Source organism: Providencia sp. 2.29, assembly GCF_015832305.1.
GTDB classification, from domain to species: domain Bacteria; phylum Pseudomonadota; class Gammaproteobacteria; order Enterobacterales; family Enterobacteriaceae; genus Providencia; species Providencia stuartii.
Genome location: NZ_CP065420.1, coordinates 710,937 through 731,454, shown reverse-complemented (window position 1 = coordinate 731,454; position 20,518 = coordinate 710,937). Strand labels below are relative to the sequence as shown.

Annotated in this window: 18 protein-coding genes and 1 other annotated feature; of the genes, 9 read left to right on the top strand and 9 right to left on the bottom strand. The window is 42.3% G+C overall.

Features of this window, described 5'->3' with window-relative positions:
• Nucleotides 1-305 precede the first annotated feature (305 nt).
• The gene (tal, locus tag I3B46_RS03125) at nucleotides 306-1,259 is read right to left on the bottom strand and encodes a transaldolase (RefSeq protein WP_014656817.1); all 954 of its coding nucleotides are present in this window, start codon (nucleotides 1,257-1,259) and stop codon (nucleotides 306-308) included.
• Nucleotides 1,260-1,543: 284 nt separating this feature from the next.
• Between tal and yaaA the strand changes: the two genes are divergently transcribed.
• The 4 genes from yaaA to I3B46_RS03105 all read left to right on the top strand — a co-directional run bounded on the left by yaaA (nucleotide 1,544) and on the right by I3B46_RS03105 (nucleotide 4,606).
• The gene (gene yaaA, locus I3B46_RS03120; protein ID WP_104873006.1) at nucleotides 1,544-2,320 is read left to right on the top strand and encodes a peroxide stress protein YaaA; all 777 of its coding nucleotides are present in this window, start codon (nucleotides 1,544-1,546) and stop codon (nucleotides 2,318-2,320) included.
• Nucleotides 2,321-2,511: 191 nt separating this feature from the next.
• Nucleotides 2,512-3,507, top strand: a complete 996-nt coding sequence (locus I3B46_RS03115) for an aldo/keto reductase (protein ID WP_004926737.1) — start codon at nucleotides 2,512-2,514, stop codon at nucleotides 3,505-3,507.
• 306 nt (nucleotides 3,508-3,813) lie between these two features.
• The gene (locus tag I3B46_RS03110) at nucleotides 3,814-3,987 is read left to right on the top strand and encodes a hypothetical protein (protein WP_191864237.1); all 174 of its coding nucleotides are present in this window, start codon (nucleotides 3,814-3,816) and stop codon (nucleotides 3,985-3,987) included.
• A gap of 61 nt (nucleotides 3,988-4,048) precedes the next feature.
• Nucleotides 4,049-4,606, top strand: a complete 558-nt coding sequence (locus I3B46_RS03105; protein ID WP_004926724.1) for a hypothetical protein — start codon at nucleotides 4,049-4,051, stop codon at nucleotides 4,604-4,606.
• A gap of 122 nt (nucleotides 4,607-4,728) precedes the next feature.
• Here the strand turns inward: I3B46_RS03105 and thrC are convergent, their stop codons facing one another.
• The 4 genes from thrC to thrL all read right to left on the bottom strand — a co-directional run bounded on the left by thrC (nucleotide 4,729) and on the right by thrL (nucleotide 9,570).
• A complete protein-coding gene (gene thrC / locus I3B46_RS03100; RefSeq protein ID WP_004926722.1) occupies nucleotides 4,729-6,021 on the bottom strand; it encodes a threonine synthase in 1,293 nt (430 codons plus the stop codon).
• Between the two features lie 3 nt (nucleotides 6,022-6,024).
• Nucleotides 6,025-6,954, bottom strand: a complete 930-nt coding sequence (gene thrB, locus I3B46_RS03095; RefSeq protein ID WP_004926720.1) for a homoserine kinase — start codon at nucleotides 6,952-6,954, stop codon at nucleotides 6,025-6,027.
• A 3-nt stretch (nucleotides 6,955-6,957) separates the two neighbouring features.
• Nucleotides 6,958-9,417 carry a bifunctional aspartate kinase/homoserine dehydrogenase I gene (thrA, locus tag I3B46_RS03090; protein WP_014656818.1) on the bottom strand — a complete coding sequence of 820 codons (2,460 nt, stop codon included), beginning with the start codon at nucleotides 9,415-9,417 and terminating at the stop codon, nucleotides 6,958-6,960.
• A 24-nt stretch (nucleotides 9,418-9,441) separates the two neighbouring features.
• Nucleotides 9,442-9,563, bottom strand: a sequence feature (Thr leader region).
• Nucleotides 9,502-9,570, bottom strand: a complete 69-nt coding sequence (thrL, locus tag I3B46_RS22625; protein ID WP_071599685.1) for a thr operon leader peptide — start codon at nucleotides 9,568-9,570, stop codon at nucleotides 9,502-9,504. Its footprint overlaps the feature before it by 62 nt.
• A gap of 654 nt (nucleotides 9,571-10,224) precedes the next feature.
• Between thrL and arcA the strand changes: the two genes are divergently transcribed.
• Nucleotides 10,225-10,941 (top strand): two-component system response regulator ArcA, encoded by a 717-nt coding sequence (gene arcA, locus I3B46_RS03080; protein WP_004926714.1) that lies wholly within the window; start codon nucleotides 10,225-10,227, stop codon nucleotides 10,939-10,941.
• A 104-nt stretch (nucleotides 10,942-11,045) separates the two neighbouring features.
• On the opposite strand, the gene creA is transcribed toward arcA, so the two are convergent.
• Complete coding sequence (gene creA / locus I3B46_RS03075; protein WP_014656819.1) at nucleotides 11,046-11,522, bottom strand: protein CreA; 477 nt, start codon at nucleotides 11,520-11,522, stop codon at nucleotides 11,046-11,048.
• A gap of 254 nt (nucleotides 11,523-11,776) precedes the next feature.
• Between creA and robA the strand changes: the two genes are divergently transcribed.
• Nucleotides 11,777-12,673, top strand: a complete 897-nt coding sequence (gene robA / locus I3B46_RS03070) for an MDR efflux pump AcrAB transcriptional activator RobA (protein ID WP_004926707.1) — start codon at nucleotides 11,777-11,779, stop codon at nucleotides 12,671-12,673.
• Nucleotides 12,674-12,846: 173 nt separating this feature from the next.
• Here the strand turns inward: robA and gpmB are convergent, their stop codons facing one another.
• A complete protein-coding gene (gene gpmB, locus I3B46_RS03065; protein ID WP_004926704.1) occupies nucleotides 12,847-13,494 on the bottom strand; it encodes a 2,3-diphosphoglycerate-dependent phosphoglycerate mutase GpmB in 648 nt (215 codons plus the stop codon).
• A 52-nt stretch (nucleotides 13,495-13,546) separates the two neighbouring features.
• Here gpmB and yjjX point away from each other — a divergent pair, with 52 nt between their 5' ends.
• On the top strand, nucleotides 13,547-14,083 hold the full coding sequence (gene yjjX / locus I3B46_RS03060) for an inosine/xanthosine triphosphatase (RefSeq protein ID WP_004926699.1): 537 nt from the start codon (nucleotides 13,547-13,549) through the stop codon (nucleotides 14,081-14,083).
• Between the two features lie 182 nt (nucleotides 14,084-14,265).
• Here yjjX and trpR read toward each other — a convergent pair whose 3' ends face one another.
• Both trpR and sltY read right to left on the bottom strand, forming a co-directional pair.
• Complete coding sequence (gene trpR, locus I3B46_RS03055; RefSeq protein WP_004926695.1) at nucleotides 14,266-14,586, bottom strand: trp operon repressor; 321 nt, start codon at nucleotides 14,584-14,586, stop codon at nucleotides 14,266-14,268.
• Between the two features lie 70 nt (nucleotides 14,587-14,656).
• Nucleotides 14,657-16,573, bottom strand: coding sequence for a murein transglycosylase (sltY, locus tag I3B46_RS03050; protein ID WP_036941904.1), 1,917 nt, complete (start codon nucleotides 16,571-16,573; stop codon nucleotides 14,657-14,659).
• Nucleotides 16,574-17,361: 788 nt separating this feature from the next.
• Here sltY and I3B46_RS03045 point away from each other — a divergent pair.
• Both I3B46_RS03045 and ettA read left to right on the top strand, forming a co-directional pair.
• Nucleotides 17,362-17,889, top strand: a complete 528-nt coding sequence (locus I3B46_RS03045) for a bactofilin family protein (RefSeq protein ID WP_014656822.1) — start codon at nucleotides 17,362-17,364, stop codon at nucleotides 17,887-17,889.
• 921 nt (nucleotides 17,890-18,810) lie between these two features.
• A complete protein-coding gene (gene ettA / locus I3B46_RS03040) occupies nucleotides 18,811-20,478 on the top strand; it encodes an energy-dependent translational throttle protein EttA (RefSeq protein WP_014656823.1) in 1,668 nt (555 codons plus the stop codon).
• The last annotated feature ends 40 nt before the right edge of the window (nucleotides 20,479-20,518 follow it).

Genomic DNA, 20,518 nt, shown 5'->3' with positions numbered 1-20,518 from the left:
ACCTCAATAAATAACCAATAAAAAGTGCTCATTGCGGGCAGCCCCCGCAAATCACGCGCATTAATACGTAGGTTATCATATCATGGGAAATATAAGGTTTCAGTGCTAAGTATCGCGATATTGCTTAGTGAAAATACATGAAGGAATGTAGGCTGTTCAGCATTAGCCGCGTCGTCAATGATTTCATTTAGTTAAATAATATTCAGGTTGCTTATCAGGGGCTCTTTTGTATTTGGTACTCACTGATCCAAAATGCAAAAAACCCAGTGAAGACACTGGGTTCTCATAAAAAGTGAAGGCAGAAATTACAGTAGCTCTGCGATCATTTTTTCCAGTTTTTCTTGGTCAATAGCAAATTTGCGGATACCTTCAGCCAGTTTATCTACTGCCATCGGATCTTGGTTATGCTGCCAATAGAACTGAGATTCAGTCAGTTTAGCTTCTGGCTCTTTTGTCTTACCAGAGTCAGTTAATTTACGAACAACTTCGCCTTGCGCTTCAGAGAGTTCTTTTAACAGTGCAGGTGAAATCGTTAGGCGATCACAACCCGCCAGTTCCAAAATCTCACCAACATTGCGGAAACTTGCGCCCATAACGACGGTTTTGTAACCATGGGTTTTGTAGTAGTTATAGATCTCAGTCACAGAAATAACACCTGGATCTTCTTGCGGTGCATACTCTTTTTTATCGGTATTCGCTTTGTACCAGTCAAGAATACGACCAACGAATGGTGAAATCAGATAAACACCTGCTTCCGCACATGCACGAGCTTGTGCAAAAGAGAAAAGTAGGGTTAAGTTACAGTTGATGCCTTCTTTTTCTAATTTCTCAGCTGCACGGATGCCTTGCCAAGTTGAAGCCAATTTAATCAGAATACGGTCATTGCTGATACCCGCTTCGTTGTACAGCTTAATCAGACGACGCGCTTTAGCGATACACGCTTCTTCATCATAAGACAGACGTGCGTCAACTTCCGTTGAAACACGGCCTGGAACCAGTTTTAGAATTTCCAAACCGATGTTGACTGCCAATTTGTCACAAGCATCAACAACCTGCTGTTCACGATGACTGCTTTGTTTACGGGCCCACTCGACCGCTTCGTCAATCAGTTTACGATATTCAGGAATTTGTGCTGCATTTAGAATCAAAGATGGGTTAGTTGTCGCATCTTGTGGTTTATAAAGCTTCATCGCTTCAATATCGCCAGTATCAGCAACAACGGTGGTCAGACTACGTAAGGAGGTTAATTTATCGGTCATTTCTTTAATCTCGTTGTTATAAAGGAATTGAGGCAAACGCCGCACCGTACAATGATAATATCACGCATCCAAGTTGCTGCAAGCGACTAAAACTATTCTATAGCAACTAATTGATATGCAATCGTTTTCGCAATTTAAATTAAAACTGAATCCTTTTAGCTTCGAATAAGCATAATCACAGTACGACAAAATAGAAAAATTGTTTTTACTTATCTCACCGATTAGCTATTTAATGGCAATTTTTGTTAAAGTGGTCGTCGTCATTTTATTATAGGGATCTTGCTATGCTCATCACAATCTCACCAGCCAAAACATTAGATTATGAAAGCCCGCTCGCAACACACTCTTTCACACAACCTGATTTACTGAATGAGTCACAGCAACTGATTGAGGTTTGCCGCAAACTATCTCCAGCAGACATCTCAAGCTTAATGAAAATTAGCGATAAACTGGCTGGCCTCAATGCTGCACGTTTTGGTGAGTGGCATGCGGATTTCACGCCTGAAAATGCACGCCAAGCTATTCTTGCATTTAAAGGGGATGTGTATACAGGTATGCAAGCTGAAACATTTTCTGCACAGGACTTTGAGTTTGCCCAGCAGCATTTGCGTATCTTATCAGGGCTATATGGCTTATTACGCCCTCTCGATTTAATGCAGCCTTACCGCCTCGAAATGGGAACGCGCCTAAAAAACCCTCGAGGCAAAGATTTGTATGAATTTTGGGGCAATATCATCACCGACAAGCTCAACAAAGCGCTTGCGGATCAAGGCGATCATGTATTAGTCAACCTTGCCTCAGATGAATATTTTAAAGCCGTTAATAGCCAAAAATTAGATGGTGTCATCATAAAACCGGTCTTCCTTGACGAAAAAAATGGCAAATATAAAGTGATCAGTTTCTATGCTAAAAAAGCACGTGGTTTGATGAGCCGCTTTATTATTCAAAATAAGCTAACCAAAACAGATCAATTGGCTGATTTTAACCTTGAAGGTTACCAATTCGATGAGAGCCAATCCAAAGGAAATGAGCTGGTCTTTACCCGTCCTGAACAACATTAATCCCTTAAATAAGGTGGTCGCTAGTGTGATCACCTAACTCACGACTCGGCAATATTGTCTCTTTTTTATCCTCCATCACATATTTACTAAAAATTTGTATTTTGGTTAAAAATTAGCATTGATTCACCATAGCGAAAATGACATTTGTGTCAGTATCGTTTAGGTCTCTGCCAACTATTTGGAGGTGAAGTATGCCTTATATTGCAAATACTGATCGTTACACGGATATGGAATATCGCCTATGTGGTCGCAGCGGGTTAAGGCTCCCACTAATCTCTTTAGGTCTTTGGCACAATTTTGGTGACAACAAATCCCCGGATAACTGCCGAGCCATGTTAAGGTATGCTTTTGACCATGGGATCACCCACTTTGATCTCGCCAATAATTATGGTCCTCCGCCGGGCGCAGCAGAAAGCCTATTTGGACGAATACTCCAACAAGATTTTTTACCTTACCGAGATGAAATGATCATTTCATCAAAAGCTGGCTTTACCATGTGGGATGGCCCTTATGGTGATTGGGGCAGTAAAAAATATTTAATTGCCAGCCTTAATCAAAGCCTAAAACGCATGGGTCTAGATTATGTTGATATTTTTTATCACCATCGCCCAGATCCTGATACTCCTCTTGAGGAAACAATGGGCGCCCTTGATCTGATCGTACGCCAAGGTAAAGCTCTGTATGTTGGGATCTCTAACTATCCTGCCGAGCTTGCAAAAGAAGCGATTGAGATCCTTAACCAATTAGGTACGCCTTGCCTAATCCATCAACCTAGATATTCCATGTTAGTCCGTGATCCAGAAGATGAATTACTTGATGTGCTTGAAGATGAAGGCGTCGGCTCCATAGCTTATTCGCCGCTTGCAGGTGGCATACTTACCGACCGTTACTTAAACGGTATTCCTGCCGATTCAAGGGCGGCAAGCAACCCTTCTCTTCCCCCAGAAAGGCTAACCTCCGCGGTACTCGCTCGGGTGAAAAAACTGAATGAACTTGCTTTGCAAAGAGGCCAAAAATTGAGCCAAATGTCCCTAGCCTGGGTATTACGCCATGATAGGATCACCTCTGTGCTCATTGGTGCAAGTCGAGTTAGCCAAATTGATGACGCTCTCGGTATGATGGCAAACCGCGAATTTACACCTGAAGAGCTAAAAACCATTGAACTTATCTTAGAAGACGCCATTTAGCGCTTATCCGCTGCTCCTTTGTATTCCGAGTATGAAGTGGCAGCGCCATACCAACTTCCCCTCAACACAAAAACAGTGATTAACTGTCTCGTGGCTTCTTTTTTGCTGATCGCAGGTCAATAAATTAATTTAATATTATTTAAAGGAATATATTAAGTTAATTCACCGTTTAAATAAATAATCTCTTATAAATCAGGATATTTTAAATACAACACATTCTAAAAGCCCACTTTTATTGATAAATAAAAATGAACAAATAAACTGAAATAGCAGTTTGTTTAATTCATTTAACCAAGAGAATATTATATGAAAATAAAACATATCCTTATCGCTTCTCTGTTTACCCCTGCATTATCTTTCGCTTCTCTTCCTCAATATCAACTCCTTGATATGCTAATGGATCCGACCTCAGTATCGGGCCAATACTTTGGCAATGGTGGTAACGGTGGCAATGGCGGCAACGGTGGTAATGGTCGGTAATTAACTCGTAATCTTATATGATTATTCCCCCCTTCTAAATGGAGGGGGGGCGGAGGAAACTATGCAACGAAAATGGCTTCTCACTATCAGCACGCTATTTTTCTTAACTCCCGCAATATCAAGCCATTCACTCAGTTACAACAATCCACTACACAGCACAACGCCACCACATGCGATTTCGAGTGAGCACAATATCTTTTATGTGAATCATGGTGGAAATGGAGGTAATGGTGCCAACGGCGGTAATGGGGGCAATGGACTCAATAATGGTAATGGAGGAGATGGGGGCCATGCACAGCCCGGCAGTAACGGTAATGGTGGTAATGGCGGTAGTGGCGGAATCAATGGCGGGAACGGGGGCCGAGGCGGTAATGGTGACGGCTACGGTAACGGAGGTAATGGCGGTAATGGTACAGGAAATGGTCACGGCGGAAACGGGGGGAATGGGGGTCATGGTGGCAACGGTGGTAACGGCGGTCATGGTTCAGGAAGTGGCAATGGCGGAAACGGTGGAGATGCAGGCCCAGAAGGAGGAAAAGGGGGTAAAGGAGGTCTTGGTGGACCAAATGGTGGCAGAAACGGCCTAGATGGTGCAAGTTCAAATCGCTCTACGCACTAGTCCTCTACTATACCGACTTTCGTGATCTCATCGTGTCATCAATATTTGAATCAATGAACTATTATCATTACGATAAATAGAAACGGAAGCATATCGCTTCCGTTTCATGGATCCAGAAATCGCTATTTAGGTGCACGTTCCATTAAGAAAGCCCTTAGCTTCGCAAAATCCGACGGCAAAAAGTGTGATAGCAGAGGTAGCTCAGCACGCTCAGCTAAAGCTTCTGGTAGAGGAAGTTGTTTATTCAAAATCGCCTCTACACTCTCTTTAAACTTAGCAGGATGCGCCGTTCCTAAGAACAAACCATACTCACCATCTTGTAATTGATCGCGTAAAACACGGTAAGCGACAGCTGCGTGCGGCTCAGATACATACCCTTTTTTATCTAACTCACGCACCGTTTCTTTAGTCACCTCATCGGTCACCGCTCCATAACCAAGCTCTTTCAGAGACCACCCTTTACGACGGAATAGCTCCTCAATACGCGGCCAGTTATTAGGTTGGCTCACATCCATCGCATTCGATAAAGTCGCAACGGTTTGATGTGGTTTCCACTCCCCACCTTCAAGGTAACGAGGAACCGTATCATTGACGTTAGTTGCAGCAATAAAGCGTTTAATCGGTAAGCCCAGTGATTTAGCAAGTAAGCCCGCAGTTAAATCACCAAAATTACCACTTGGAACAGAAATAACGAGTTGCTCACGTTTCTCAGCAGGGATTTGAGCAACCGCTTCAAAGTAGTAACAAATTTGTGCTAACAAACGGCTAATGTTGATTGAGTTCGCTGAGTTTAAATGCAATGCTTTTTTCAGCGCCTCATCATCAAAAGATTGTTTGACCAAGGCTTGGCAGGCATCAAAGTCATCTTTGATTGCAACCGTGTGAATGTTTTCACCTAGGGTACAAAAGAGCTTTTCTTGTAGTGGGCTGATCTTACCTTCTGGATAGAGAATAACCACTTGCACATTATTTAAACGGTAAAATGCATGTGCAACCGCCGCCCCTGTATCCCCAGAGGTTGCAGTTAAAATAGTCACAGGCTGGTCACCAGCAACTTGGGCAAGTGCTTGAGCCATAAAACGGCCACCAAAGTCTTTAAAGGCGAGTGTTGGACCATGGTATAGCTCTAGTGTCGCTACATCTTGCTCAACTTGAGTAACAGGAGCAGGGAATGCAAAAGCTTCTTTGACGCGAGCCGCCAGCTCAGCTTCAGGGATCTCATCACCAATAAATGCCGTTAAAATACGGCTACTACGAGTGACAAAATCCAGTTTTAGTAGCTCATCAATTTCAGCAGCGCTAAACTCTGGCAAATCTTGCGGGAAGAATAGACCTTGTTGTTTGCCCAATCCCTGTTTTACTGCCTGTGCGAAGCTCACTTGCTCGCTATTATCTTTCAAGTTATACAGTTTCATTGTTTACCCTATTGTCCTTGCCCCTGTGAGATCCAAACGGCAGATATGCACAAAGCCTTCATCATTTTGAACATAATGTTGTTGTAGATAATCGGCCATTTTTTCAGCGATTTGTTTATCATCACAAATGGCAAATAGTGTCGGCCCAGAACCAGAAATACCACATGCAAGTGCACCAATTTCATAAGCATTCTTACGCGCCTCGGCAAACCCAGGAAGTAGCTGTGTTCGATAAGGTTCAGCTACGACATCTTGGATCATAGTCGCAGCAAGCTTTGGTTGGCCTGTATGGCAAGCATGGATAAAGCCCGATAAATAACGCCCATGATTAACAATATCATGGCGCGGATAACTATTTGGCAAAATAGCTCGCGCTTCCGCGGTAGAAACCTTGATCCCCGGATACGCCATCACCCAATACCAATTCTCGAAAGCGGGAACAGGTTGAGAAATAATTCCGTTTTGCTCAATAATCAGTTGTAAGCCACCAAGGTAACAAGGAGCCACATTATCGTAATGTACACTGCCTGAAATACGCCCTTCTAGCTCCCCCATCATACTTAATAACGTGGTCTCATCAAAAGGCTGACCGGCAAACTCATTCAGTGCCATCAGTGCCGCAACAACAGAACATGCACTGGAGCCAAGCCCTGAACCAATAGGCATGTTTTTTTCGAGAGTCATCGCAACATTAAGCGGTTTACCAAAGCGTTCGCAAAACAGTTCCCAACATTGGTAAACAATATTATGTTCATTTTTTTTCGGTAATTTTGCGACAAAGCGGCCTTTATTCGTCAAAGAAAAGCTCTCAGCCGCTTCAACAGTGACACAATCCCCTAACAGCGTTCCATCTGCTGGCGATACCGCCGCGCCTAATACATCAAACCCGACACTAACATTACCAATTGAAGCGGGCGCATAAACTTTAATCACTTATTAGACTCCCAATTTCCATGATAGAGTACGCAACATATCTGCAAATACGCCGGCTGCGGTAACATCATTACCTGCTCCATAGCCCCTGAGTACTAAAGGAATTGGCTGGTAATAGCGCGTATAGAAAGCCAATGCGTTTTCGCCATTTTTGACCTTGAAGAGCGGATCATTGCCATCAACCGCAACGATTTTCACTTGGCAGCGTCCTTCTTCTATCAATCCGACATAGCGTAACACTTTTTCTTCTGCTTCTGCTGCTTTTATACGCTCTGCAAACGGTTGATCAAGTTGCGGTAAGCGAGCCATAAATTCAGTCACATCGCCACTGCTATCAAACTCCGCAGGTAATACGGGTTCGATTTCAATATCTTCTAGCTCTAATTCATAACCGGCTTCACGCGCGAGGATCAACAGCTTACGTGCGACATCCATGCCTGACAAATCATCGCGAGGATCTGGCTCGGTAAACCCTTTCTCTTTAGCTAGAGCCGTCGCTTCAGATAAAGACATCCCTTCGTCGAGTTTGCCAAAAATAAAGGAGAGTGATCCAGAAAGAATACCGCTAAAGTGAACTAGCTCATCACCCGCATTCAGGAGATTCTGTAAGTTTTCAATCACAGGCAAACCCGCACCAACGTTAGTGTCATAAAGGAACTTACGTTTTGATACTTCACACGCGGAGCGTAATTGGCGGTAATACTCCATTGATAAGGTGTTAGCTTTTTTGTTAGGTGTCACAACGTTAAAGCCGTCTTTTAAGAAACTGACATACTGCTGGGCAATTTCTTGGTTAGAAGTACAATCGATGATCACTGGATTGAGGAAGTGATATTCACGCTCCAATCTGATCAAGCGGCTCAGGCTAAACGGCTCGGTCGCTTGCGCCAACTCTTCTTTCCAATTATCAAGAGAGATGCCTTGCATATTCGTCAACATTGCTCGTGAGTTGGCGATCCCACAAACGCGTAAATCGATATGCTTTTGTTTCAGCCATTGCTGTTGACGATGGATTTGCTCAATCAGTGCGTTTCCTACCCCACCCACACCGATAATGAAGGCTTCAATGACTTGCTCTGCATTGAATAGCATTTGATGGCATAAACGAACCGCCGTGGTTGCTGCTTCATTGGCAATGACTGCCGAAATTGAACGTTCAGACGAACCTTGGGCAATCGCCACGATATTGATATTACCGCGTGTTAATGCCGAGAAGAAACGCGCTGAAATCCCTTTTAGAGTACGCATGCCGTCGCCAACGACCGAAATAATGGCTAACTGCTCCATGACATCAAGAGGGTCTAAGACGCCATCTTTTAATTCTAAATAGAATTCTTCTTCCAAGGCAGCACGTGCACGTACTAATTCCCCTTGAGGCACACAGAAGCTAATGCTGTATTCCGATGATGACTGCGTAATAAGTACAACCGAGATCCCCTTACGTGACATCACAGAGAAGATACGTGCGGCCATACCAACCATTCCTTTCATGCCGGGGCCTGAAACGTTGATCATCGCCATGTTATTCAGGTTGGTGATCCCTTTAACAGGGGTGCTGTCATCTGTTTGTCCATCCCCGATCAATGTACCCGGAGCACTGAGGTTAGTGGTGTTTTTGATAAGGCAAGGAATTTGGAATTGTGCGATTGGTGCTATGGTGCGCGGGTGCAGTACTTTTGCACCAAAGTAGGATAACTCCATCGCCTCTTGATAGGACATCCCTTTTAATAGGCGTGCATCAGGCACTAAACGTGGGTCACAAGTATATACCCCATCCACATCGGTCCAAATTTCGCAGCATTCAGCACGTAAACAAGCCGCTAATACTGCCGCGGAATAATCGGAGCCGTTACGCCCTAATACGACCAATTCGCCTTTATCATTCCCCGCAGTAAAACCCGCCATTAATACAAAGTGGTCTTTAGGGATGTTTAATTCCTTAATACGTTTAGTTGACTCATTAATATCAACAGTGGACTCAAGATAATGACCGACGGCTAATAAATTTTCGACAGGATTAATCACCGTGACTTTGTGCCCGCGTGCTGTTAGCACAGACTCCATAATGGCAATAGAGAGTTTTTCACCACGGCAAATAATTGAGGCGTTAATGCTATCAGGGCATTGGCCTAGAAGAGTAATACCATGCAGTACTTGTTTGATCTGTGCGAATTCTTGTTCAGTGAGTTTTTTCAGTCTATCGTAATCAAAACCGGGTTGTTTTTCTTTTAATCCTTTTAATAAGTTCGCAAAAATCATTTCTGCATCATTCACATGCGTGATGACATCCTGACCTGCAACCGTTTTATCAATCATTGCGACCAAATGGTTAGTGATTTTTGCTGGTGCAGATAGCACCAACGCCACTTGCCCATCGGCCAATTTACTTTCAGCGATGTCAGCAACATTCAGTACTCGTTCGTCATTTGCAACCGAAGTACCGCCAAATTTAAGCACACGCATGGTATTTCTCTCCTGATTTAACACCAAAAAAAAGCCCACATCTGATTGGATGCGGGCTTTTTCGTTTTTTATTTTTTGGATGCGTCAGCCCGCCCCGTTTCCTGTGGTTACGGTGGTGGTAATAATAATCGTAGTCAGGCTGATGTTACGCATAGATTTCTGTCTGTCTCTTGATTCGTTACTTGCTCCCTATACGGTTAAAGCAATTGCCCAAAAATGTCAAATTTATTTGCAAAAAAAGCCCGTTATTCAAAGCGTGACCTATCAAAAATTATCCTATTTTCTCAACAAAATTTAATCACAAATGAATAGGCCTCACAATTTGCTAATTTAAAAAACCAAAAAATTAACAATTGTCAGATTAAAATATCCATAAACTTTTTTTTAGCGTTAGCTTGAATAGTTGGCCATTTTTCACCCAAACGCATCGTTTGAGTAAACAAAGAATAAAAAACTTTTACTCTTTATCTGATAGTTAAACAGCCATTGAATCGGTAAGATTTTCTTCCTAACAAATTTTGTTAACGTGCTACAATTGATTTTGATATGTATCAACAAAAGTTATTTTTTTAGGTGGTAAATGCAGTATTAGCTGTTATATTGCTGTTAACAGCCCAACGTTGGGAAGGTGCCTAAATTTTGATTCAATTTAGAATCTGATGACGATAGAGGCGACAAAATAACCTTGACTCGAAAACATATTTATAACCCATAGACGCGTCGTTCCAGTAAAATAAAATCAAAACCACCTAATTTGGAAGCGGCTTATGAGTTCACAATTTTATTTTAAAACTTTAGGTAGCAAATATGCAGACCCCACACATTTTAATTGTTGAAGATGAGATTGTCACACGCAATACGCTGAAAAGTATCTTTGAGGCTGAAGGCTATGTAGTTCACGAAGCCACTGATGGCGAAGAGATGCACAATGTTCTGTCCGAGCATGACATCAACCTCGTTATCATGGATATTAACCTACCCGGTAAAAACGGCCTTCTCCTTGCGCGTGAATTACGTGAGCAAGAAAGTATTGCACTGATGTTCCTAACAGGCCGTGATAATGAGGTGGATAAGATCCTTGGCCTAGAAATTGGTGCGGATGATTATATCACCAAGCCATTTAACCCTCGCGAGCTGACTATCCGTGCACGCAACCTACTATCTCGTACTATGAATTTAGCTGGTGGCACTGAAGAGCGCCGTTTAGTCGAAAGCTATAAATTTAATGGTTGGGAACTCGACATCAACAGTCGCTCACTGATCAGCCCTGCTGGCGAACACTACAAATTACCTCGTAGCGAATTCCGCGCTATGCTACATTTTTGTGAGAACCCGGGGAAAATCCAAACTCGCGCCGATTTGTTGAAGAAAATGACAGGCCGTGAGCTTAAGCCTCATGATAGAACGGTCGACGTCACTATCCGTCGTATTCGTAAACATTTCGAATCAACGCCTGATACCCCAGAAATCATCGCAACAATCCACGGTGAGGGTTATCGCTTTTGTGGTGATCTCGACGAATAATCCCGCCATCGTTCGATAAAGACCGATGAATAAATAACCCCCAATAATTCCATTATTGGGGGTTATTTTATGCGGGAAGAGCACCTGTAGACCCACTTAAAGACTTACCATGGCATAATAGGTACAGCGCTTAATGCATTCTTCGGTGAGCCATCAATCATCTTGTCTGAATAAGTCAAATAAACAAGCGCATTGCGTTTGGGATCATAAAAACGTACTACCTGCAACTTTTTGAATACTAATGAAGTCCGTTTTTGGAAAACAACGTGCGGTTTTTTCGGTGAACGTTTGATCCGTTCATTCAGTTCAATCGGACCAACTTGTTGGCAAGATATCGCCGCATCAGAAGTATCTTCTGCTAAACCAAGCCCACCTTTAATCCCCCCCGTCTTCGAACGGCTTAAGTAGCAGGTCACATTTTCAACATCGGGATCATCAAAAGCTTCAACAACAATTTTATGGTCAGGGCCAAATACTTTAAAAACGGTATCTACCGAGCCAATTTCTTCCGCAAACGTCGCAAAGGGTAATGCAGACAACAGTGATGCCAATACGATCTTTTTCAACTTGCAAAAATGCATACAAATTTCCTTTTCAACCAGAAGACTTAGCCTCTTTGTTATATACTTTTTAAACAATTCGAGTGACATTTCAGCCATTATTAACCATAAGGCAGCCTGAAATATGACAAGTATAAAAGAAGTTAATCATTTTCTTTACAACTAAATGGTAAATACAACTCTTTTACTATAAACGAAAAAGGTAACTTGATATAGAATAGGCGTTCCTTGATAACCTATATCTGTTTTTTAAGTCTTATTGACTAGGGATATACATGGATCAAACAAATATTATTCGTGACCTTCTTCGCTGGATCGATGATAACCTAGATAAACCTCTATCACTCGATAATGTTGCGGCAAAAGCTGGCTACTCCAAATGGCATTTACAACGGATGTTCAAAGAGGTGACTGACCAAGCAATTGGCGCCTATATTCGTGCTCGACGGCTATCTCGCGCTGCTGTAGCTTTACGACTGACCAGCCGCCCGATTCTTGATATCGCGTTACAATATCGCTTTGACTCACAGCAAACTTTTACCCGCGCGTTTAAGAAACAATTTAACATCACCCCTGCTTACTATCGTCGTAGCGATGAGTGGTGTGCCACGGGTATTTGTCCACCTATTATTTTAGATGAACATAAACATTTAGATTATGAGTTCGTCGAGATGCAGGAGCAGCCTTTAGTGGGGCTTGAGCAAAGCTGTTCTTATGCGCTAGAAGAGTGGTCAACCGCCTGTTCACAGATGCGCCAAACTTTCTGGCACTACTATTTAGAACATACAACCTCGATTGCCTCTGAGGTCTTCGGCTTACACCACGCGATTCATAACGCCGATAAAGAAGATGAGCAGACGGTGTTCTATACCACCGCAGTAAAACCTGAAGATGCAAGTTTTAACAATGCAGAATATAGCCATCTCACTATTCCCGCTGGAGAATATGTGAAGTTTAGCTTTAGCGGTGAAGCAACGCGCGCAGCAATGCAAGAGTTCTTATATCAGATTTATGGCGTCTATCTGCCTAAGCTCAATATCACGCGCCGACCTGGCTATGATATCGAACACTATAAACTCAAAAATGTTGAGTTACGTCATATAGACCATAAAAATGATGACCCGAAATCGCATGTTGCGGCCTTTGATTACTATGTGCCGATAAAACGTTAATAATTTGGAGTTTCAATGGCTCGTTATCTTTCCAAGCTGTGGCATCATGGACTGTCCTAGCTAGCCGAGTCACATATTATTTATGTTCCCGACTATCTCCGTTAGTCTCCTAGCTGCAACTCGAATAAGTTAGAATCTATCATTGTTGGAACTCCAAATTTACACGGTCTCAACTACGCTTGCTGTTCATCTAACGCAGGCTGAGTAAGGTGGGTAACCTCACCAGTACTTTCAACGATCCAACCATTTGCGAGCCAAGGGCTGTTTTGGTAATCCACGCGTGAAATTGAGCAATTACGTAAGCGCAAGCGGCGTTCTGAATAAGCAGGAACCCCTAAAATACGGCTAACTAGCGTACTCAATGCGATCCCGTGGCTGACTAAAAGTGGTCGACTCCCTTTTGGTAGATCGAGGCAACTGTTGAGAGCGGCATACATACGCTGATACAGCTCTTCCATCGATTCACCGTTTGGAATACGCCCGCCTTCTGTGCCATCAATAAGGCTTTTACGCCACTGCTCTTCTTGCTCTGTCAGGCTTTCTATTTCGCGCTGTTCCAGAACCCCCATATTTAATTCACGAAGACGAGGTTCTATGATAATTTCACAACGGCAAACATCCGCAATTATTTGTGCAGTTTCGCGTGTGCGTCCCATATCACTAGTGATAATATGAGTAATGCCTTCTGATTTCATCCTTTCGGCAACTTGCCTTGCTTGCAGACGTCCAGTGGCCGTGAGTGGGCTATCAGATTGGCCCTGTATACGACGTGCCACGTTCCATTCGGTTTCACCGTGGCGAACAAGATAAACCTGTAACATAGATGTGTTCCGTTATTACTTTGCGAAATATGTGTTCAAAGGAAAATAATTAATGTACCAAGTTATAGCTGCAACGACTAATCCTGCCAAAATTAAAGCGATTCATCTTGCTTTCGATGCTGTTTTTGGGCCAGGCACTTATCAAGTAGAAGATATTAACGTTGATAGCAGCGTTCCACAGCAACCTATCGGTAATAATGAAACCCGCACAGGCGCAAGGCAACGTGTAATGGCATCAAGGCAAGTTCGCCCAGAGGCCGATTTTTGGGTCGGGATTGAAGCTGGCATTGATGAAGATATGACCTTTGCATGGATTGTTATTGAACATAAACAGATCCGTGGTGAATCACGTTCAGCGAGTATCATGATCCCAGAAAAAATCCTTGCGGGTATCCGTGAAGGGCGTGAGCTTGGTGACGAAATGGCAGATTTAACTGGCATCGATAACATCAAACAACAAGGCGGTGCCATCGGCTTTTTTACTAACGGGGTACTAACACGCACCAGTGTCTACCAACAAGCACTGATACTGGCGCTGGTTCCCATTAAGCATGAAATTTATAAAGAGCTAAACCAGATAGAAGATTAATTATAACGAAAAAATAACAATAGGGGCAGTCTTTGCCCCTATTTGTCTATATTAATGACACAAATCACACAATTAACACTGACAACTCATCATCTTGAGTCAGTATGGACTGATGCTCAACTCGGCTCCCTGTCATGGAGTAACGTGTATAGAGTGCTCTGTGTTCAATGAATATGCAGTGGCTATTTTAGCAATTGCGCTTCTAACCACTCTTTTACAGGCTGAGGTGCCGATTTTAAACTATTTGAGCCGCGTGTGATGGTAGCGATACCCACCCCAAGTTCATTTTTTAATTCCCTTTGGCTCATTTCACCACGCATCAACTCTTGCACAATTCTGACTCGAGTCGCAAGCGCCGTTCGTTCATCGGGTGTCAGCAACAATTGTAATATGGGATGTTGTAAGTCTTGCTCAAACGCAAGCTGTAGCAATTTAACAAAGCGTTGCCAATCATCGTTCTCATCGGTAGTGAGTGCTGGGTCATTCAGGTGATTTGCAGTCATGTTATCCAACCATACTATTTAACTAGTACAAATGATAACACACTATTTGACAAATCACCTGTAAAACCTACTAATACTTCATTAACCACTCGTTATCGGTCAATACAGGCCCATGTTGTCCCATAAAGTAACGGTAGAATACGTCATAAGAGAGCACATTTTTCACATAGCCTCGTGTTTCTGAAAAAGGAATACTCTCGACAAAGGCAACAGCATCAAGACGACCGCTACTATTACCTAACCAACGCGTGACCCTTGATGGCCCAGCGTTATAAGCCGCACTTGATAGGATACGGTTATTAGAGAACTGCTGATAAACATCATCTAAGTAAGCCGTACCGATTTCAATATTCTTAACTGGGTTCACCAATTGGCTGGTATTGACATAACCATCAATTCCTTGCTTCTGTACCGTATGCTTCGCCGTCGCTGGCATGAGCTGCATTAGCCCCGTCGCCCCAACAGGGGATTTGGCTTGTGGGTTCCATGCACTCTCTTGACGAGCAATCGCCATGGCATAACTTTTAGAAATCGTTTTACCTTTTGTGTAGTGTTCAAACTCTTTTTCCCACGCTAATGGAAAACGTTCTTCTAAATGATTCCACAACTTCGCTTGGATAGTTGCTTGCACACTTAAATCCGCCCAATTGTTATCAAACGCATAACGGGCAAGCTGCTCTTGCTGATTTGGTGGTAGTGAAGCGACTAAACTTACCCATTCGGTACGAGCAAGATTGTCCATTTCCCAATACATTAATTCACGTACACGCTGGATTTCTGCTAACTTATCTAGCTGTTGGCTATCCGGTTTTTCAGCCGTTTTAATATACAGAGGGTATTCCGTGTTTAATTTTTGTGCTGCCACCATTGGGTAGAAGCCTCTGCCCTCGATGAGTTTGCGTAGAATGGCTTCACCTTCTGCTTTTTTGCCTTCATTCATTAAGGTGATGGCCTGCCAATATTGCCACTCATCTTTATGCCGTGCATCAGCGGGAAGCTGTTTCAGCCATTTTGCTACTCCTGCTTTATCCCCAGCACCAAGTGCTAAGCGAATACGGCGCTCTTTTAGGGCTGTTGAATCCGTTTCACTGATCACCTCATCGCGCCAGTTTTCTTGCTCAGGTGTGACCGCCCCCATATATTGCCAAGCAACACTATCTTTTAATTTTTGAGTTTCGGCAAAATTCATTTTTTGCGCGTTACTGATCCCCTTTAACGCGGCTCGTGCCTGATCTGGCGATTGGCGCGCATAACGGCTAAATGCAGCTATCGTGGCTTGACGTGAAAAATCGGTCGGTGTCATCGTCTTAGCAAAAGTGGTAACCGATGCAGGATCATTTTGCAGCTTCACTAATGCATCACCAATCGTCCTATAACTTGGTGGCAGACGCTTCGCTAAATAGGTAGCCATTGAAGTATTACCTGCATCAATGGCAAGGTGGATCCGTTCAAGGATCATTTCCGGTGTTAAATGGCCGGCTTTTTCCCACTCATTAAACAATTTATCGCAAGCGGCAGGCATTGAACGCCCATTAAGCCAAGATTTCTCCGCCCCTTGCCAAGCGAGCGTTTTATTGCCTGTAGCCCAATTAGCATAGAAATAGTTACATTTCGCCTCCGCAGGCATAGGCTCTTTAGGGCTGAATGCCAGCAAAGATTGCCACTCTTGGCGACGAGCAAGTTCATTCACAAAGCGATTTTTTAACGTTTTTGCGACTGGTAATGTCGGGTGAGCGTCAATAAATGCTTGTACTTGACTCGGCGAAATAATATCGAGGTCTTGCGTTAACTCTCGATATTCTAAATAAGGGTACAATGGATACGTTTGTAATGTCGGCAATAAACGTTCAACTTCATCCATTTGCTTGGCATCCCAAGCTTGTTTGATGGCTTGATAACGCTCTCGTTGAGCCTGTAAAGAGTCTGCCCATACCGTCGTCGATACCAACATCATGGCAATCGGCACTGCCATCAAGAATTTTTTCATACTGACTATTTCCCTATTCCCGCGCTGCTCTAAATTTTTCGCTTCTATAACTATACTCGAAATTATTCGAGTTGCATGTAGGTGTTCAGTGAAGTTTTCCCAAAAGACCCCATCAACTCATCGGTTTGAGTCACTAAACACAACTTGTATTGATATGGCCTGAAATATAATGCGTATCAGGTGGATACAACTTTGTTAAACGATTTTTATCAATATAAAATCTTTAGGTTGAAAGCAACAGGAGTGTTCTTGAAATTAACGCCTTGATAGAGAGTAGCCTCTTTCTATACGTCAAAACAACTAGTAAAATAGTGGTTAATCCACCGAATAGACTACGCTGAATCACGTAAAATGATGGATTTGATAATCGTCGGCTTTATGGCACATCGTTGAATAACATGATGAGTTATCTATAAAAATGGTTGTTAAATAGATAAAAATCAGTGAGCCATGTTTATTAATAGGTATGAATGCTTAAATTACTCAATATTGATGTATTATTTTCAGTAAAAATAGACAAATCTTGATCTTTACTGTTAAATAATATCAGTGGATGTAAAAACTATTTAATTTTGTCAATATGATGAAGCTCATTTGGAATAATCTAAACTCCCTTTAAAATGAGATATGATATGGATTTCAAAAATTTATTTTTTTCTATTCTTGGGTGCGGATGGGCATATCTTTTAATATACACATTAACAGATATTCACTCTTCTCTTGTATCTCTGCCTTTCCTAATCATATTCTTCATTGTTTTTTATATACTCTCTACAAGGAATAAAAGGATGTTTGCGAAAAAAAGTAAAGATAAAGATAACGTTATCGAAGCGGCAAAAACGCATGAGTTAACGCCCGAAAAAGAAACGGTTGAAATTAAAGAAGAAAAAGTGCTTTCAACACCTTCAGCACGCAAGAGCACTTCTATTTCAAGTAGTTGCAACATTTCCGGTGACCTTGTTTTAGATGAAGACATCCAAATATTCGGTCATATAAAAGGGAGTGTTCGTAGCAATGACGGTATTGTCACAATCCAAAAAGAAGGGGTTGTTGAAGGCGAGATTTATGCTCAAACCATTTCAATCAACGGCATTATGAGAGGCTTATGTGTCTCTGAAAACTTGGATATTCTAGAAAATGGTCAGCTCGATGGGATCTGCCAAACTAAAAACCTAACCATTAAGAAAGGTGGGGTATTCACCGGAACCTCTGAAAGAACAGATAAAAAAATACAGGCCAGTGATGTACAAAGAGAGCTTAAACAGAAAAAACCTGATATCGTTAAGTTAGAATCAGCGCCTATTTCTAATCAATAAAATCTATTTATTTTCAGATTTTAATGATATTAAAAATTAATTCTATAGTGGTCATCGCTCTGCTATAGAATTAATATCATCTACAACATATTTAGATGTCGATTTATTATGCTAATAATTTACTAATAATCTATTTTAATCGCTATGTGATTTTTAATATTAATCGCTATTTAAATATTAATATCAAATAATAAGCTCTCAGTAATCTTCAAAACATAAAAACAGGAAAACCTATTTTATTGAACAGTCGCCGTTTGCTGCATCTTGCAAATGGTTAAGCGTCTGCTTTACACGCTGATTTTTGGGCTTTGATAGACATCTTTAGCTTATCGTCAAAATCATCTTCACAAAATTTAGATAACTCGGAAGAAAAAGTAATAGAGGTAAAAGTATTAACCCTAAATAATCTTTTTTATATCAGATTTATTAATGAAATATTAAATGGCATGTCACTCTACCATGATCCAATAAATACCTTCATCAAAGCTAAATGAAAAGAAATTTCCATTAAGCCTTAAACTAAATTCACCCTAACAAGACTAATCGATATGTTTATCTATAAAACAAAACAGCCCCCGTATTAAAAAATAGCCAACACCCCCCGTTCCCCCCTGTTAATGATTATTTTTTGTTTACAATGTAAAAGGTCATTTACCCCATGATGAAACATGCGCGTTTTTACTTAATTTTGATCCCGTCTTAAGTGGGGGTTAATTCACAAGAAAGTATCGGAAACACACGCAACTATTGACTTAGAGTGAGGAACAATTAGAGTGAAGCTCAGAAAAATTTTAAGATAGAAAGTAACGTTTACAGCAGCAAAAGTCGCCTAAGGTATAATCGCGTGATAAGACGGTCATATGTCTGCTAAAAACACTATCAAATATTGAACTTTCGTTTATAAAACAATAGGTAAAAAAATTGGCTCAATATGTTTATTCTATGCTCCGAGTCGGAAAAATTGTTCCACCGAAGCGTCATATTTTGAAAAATATCTCTCTGAGCTTCTTTCCTGGGGCGAAGATTGGTGTTTTAGGTCTTAACGGTGCGGGTAAATCAACCTTATTACGCATCATGGCGGGTATCGATACGGAAATTGAGGGGGAAGCACGCCCTCAACCCGGTATCAAAATTGGCTATCTACCACAGGAGCCTAAGCTCAACCCTGAACACACTGTTCGTGAAGCGGTTGAAGAGGCAGTCTTTGAAGTTAAAAACGCATTAACGCGTTTAGATGAAGTTTATGCCGCTTATGCCGATCCTGATGCGGATTTCGATAAGTTAGCTAAAGAGCAAGGCGAGTTAGAAGCCATTATTGCTGCGCAAGATGGTCATAACTTGGATAACCAGCTAGAGCGTGCTGCCGATGCACTGCGTTTGCCACCTTGGGATGCTAAAATCGAAAACCTATCCGGTGGTGAGCGTCGCCGTGTTGCTATCTGCCGTCTTCTGTTAGAAAAACCGGACATGCTGCTCCTTGATGAGCCAACTAACCACTTGGATGCGGAATCCGTTGCTTGGTTAGAACGTTTCTTACATGACTATGAAGGCACTGTTGTGGCGATCACCCACGACCGTTACTTCCTTGATAACGTTGCAGGTTGGATCCTCGAACTTGACCGTGGTGAAGGTATTCCATGGGAAGGTAACTACTCTTCTTGGCTAGAACAAAAAGATGAGCGTTTAGCGCAAGAGGCTTCAACGGAAGCGGCAAGACGTAAATCGATTGAGAAAGAGTTAGAGTGGATCCGCCAAAATCCAAAAGGCCGTCAGGCGAAAGGTAAAGCACGTCTGGCTCGCTTTGAAGAACTTAACAGCGTTGAATACCAAAAACGTAATGAGACCAGTGAATTATTTATTCCACCAGGTCCACGTTTGGGTGATAAGGTTATTGAAGTTGAAAACCTCAGCAAATCTTACGGTGACCGTGTTCTTATCGACAACCTAAGTTTCTCCATTCCAAAAGGAGCCATTGTCGGTATCATCGGCCCTAACGGTGCGGGTAAATCAACCCTATTCCGTATGATCTCAGGCCAAGAGCAGCCAGATTCAGGCACCATCACCTTAGGTGATACGGTCAAGATTGCCTCTGTAGATCAGTTCCGTGACTCCATGGACGACAGCAAAACGGTTTGGGAAGAGATCTCGAACGGACAAGATATCATGCGTATTGGTAACTTTGAGATCCCAAGCCGCGCTTATGTGGGTCGCTTTAACTTTAAAGGCGTTGACCAAGGTAAACGTGTTGGCGAGTTGTCCGGTGGTGAGCGTGGACGTCTGCATTTAGCTAAGCTGCTACAAGTTGGCGGTAACGTACTGTTACTCGACGAACCCACGAACGACCTCGACGTTGAAACATTGCGTGCCTTAGAAAACGCCTTGTTAGAGTTCCCGGGCTGTGCAATGGTTATCTCGCATGACCGCTGGTTCCTTGACCGTATTGCAACTCATATTATTGATTATCAAGATGAAGGTAATATCACCTTCTTTGAAGGTAACTTCTCTGAGTATGAAGATTACAAAAAACGGACTATGGGTGCCGAAGCTCTACAACCTCATCGCATGAAATATAAGCGCATGAGCAAATAAGCCAAGCCTCCTACAAACACAAATACCTCATGATGAGGTA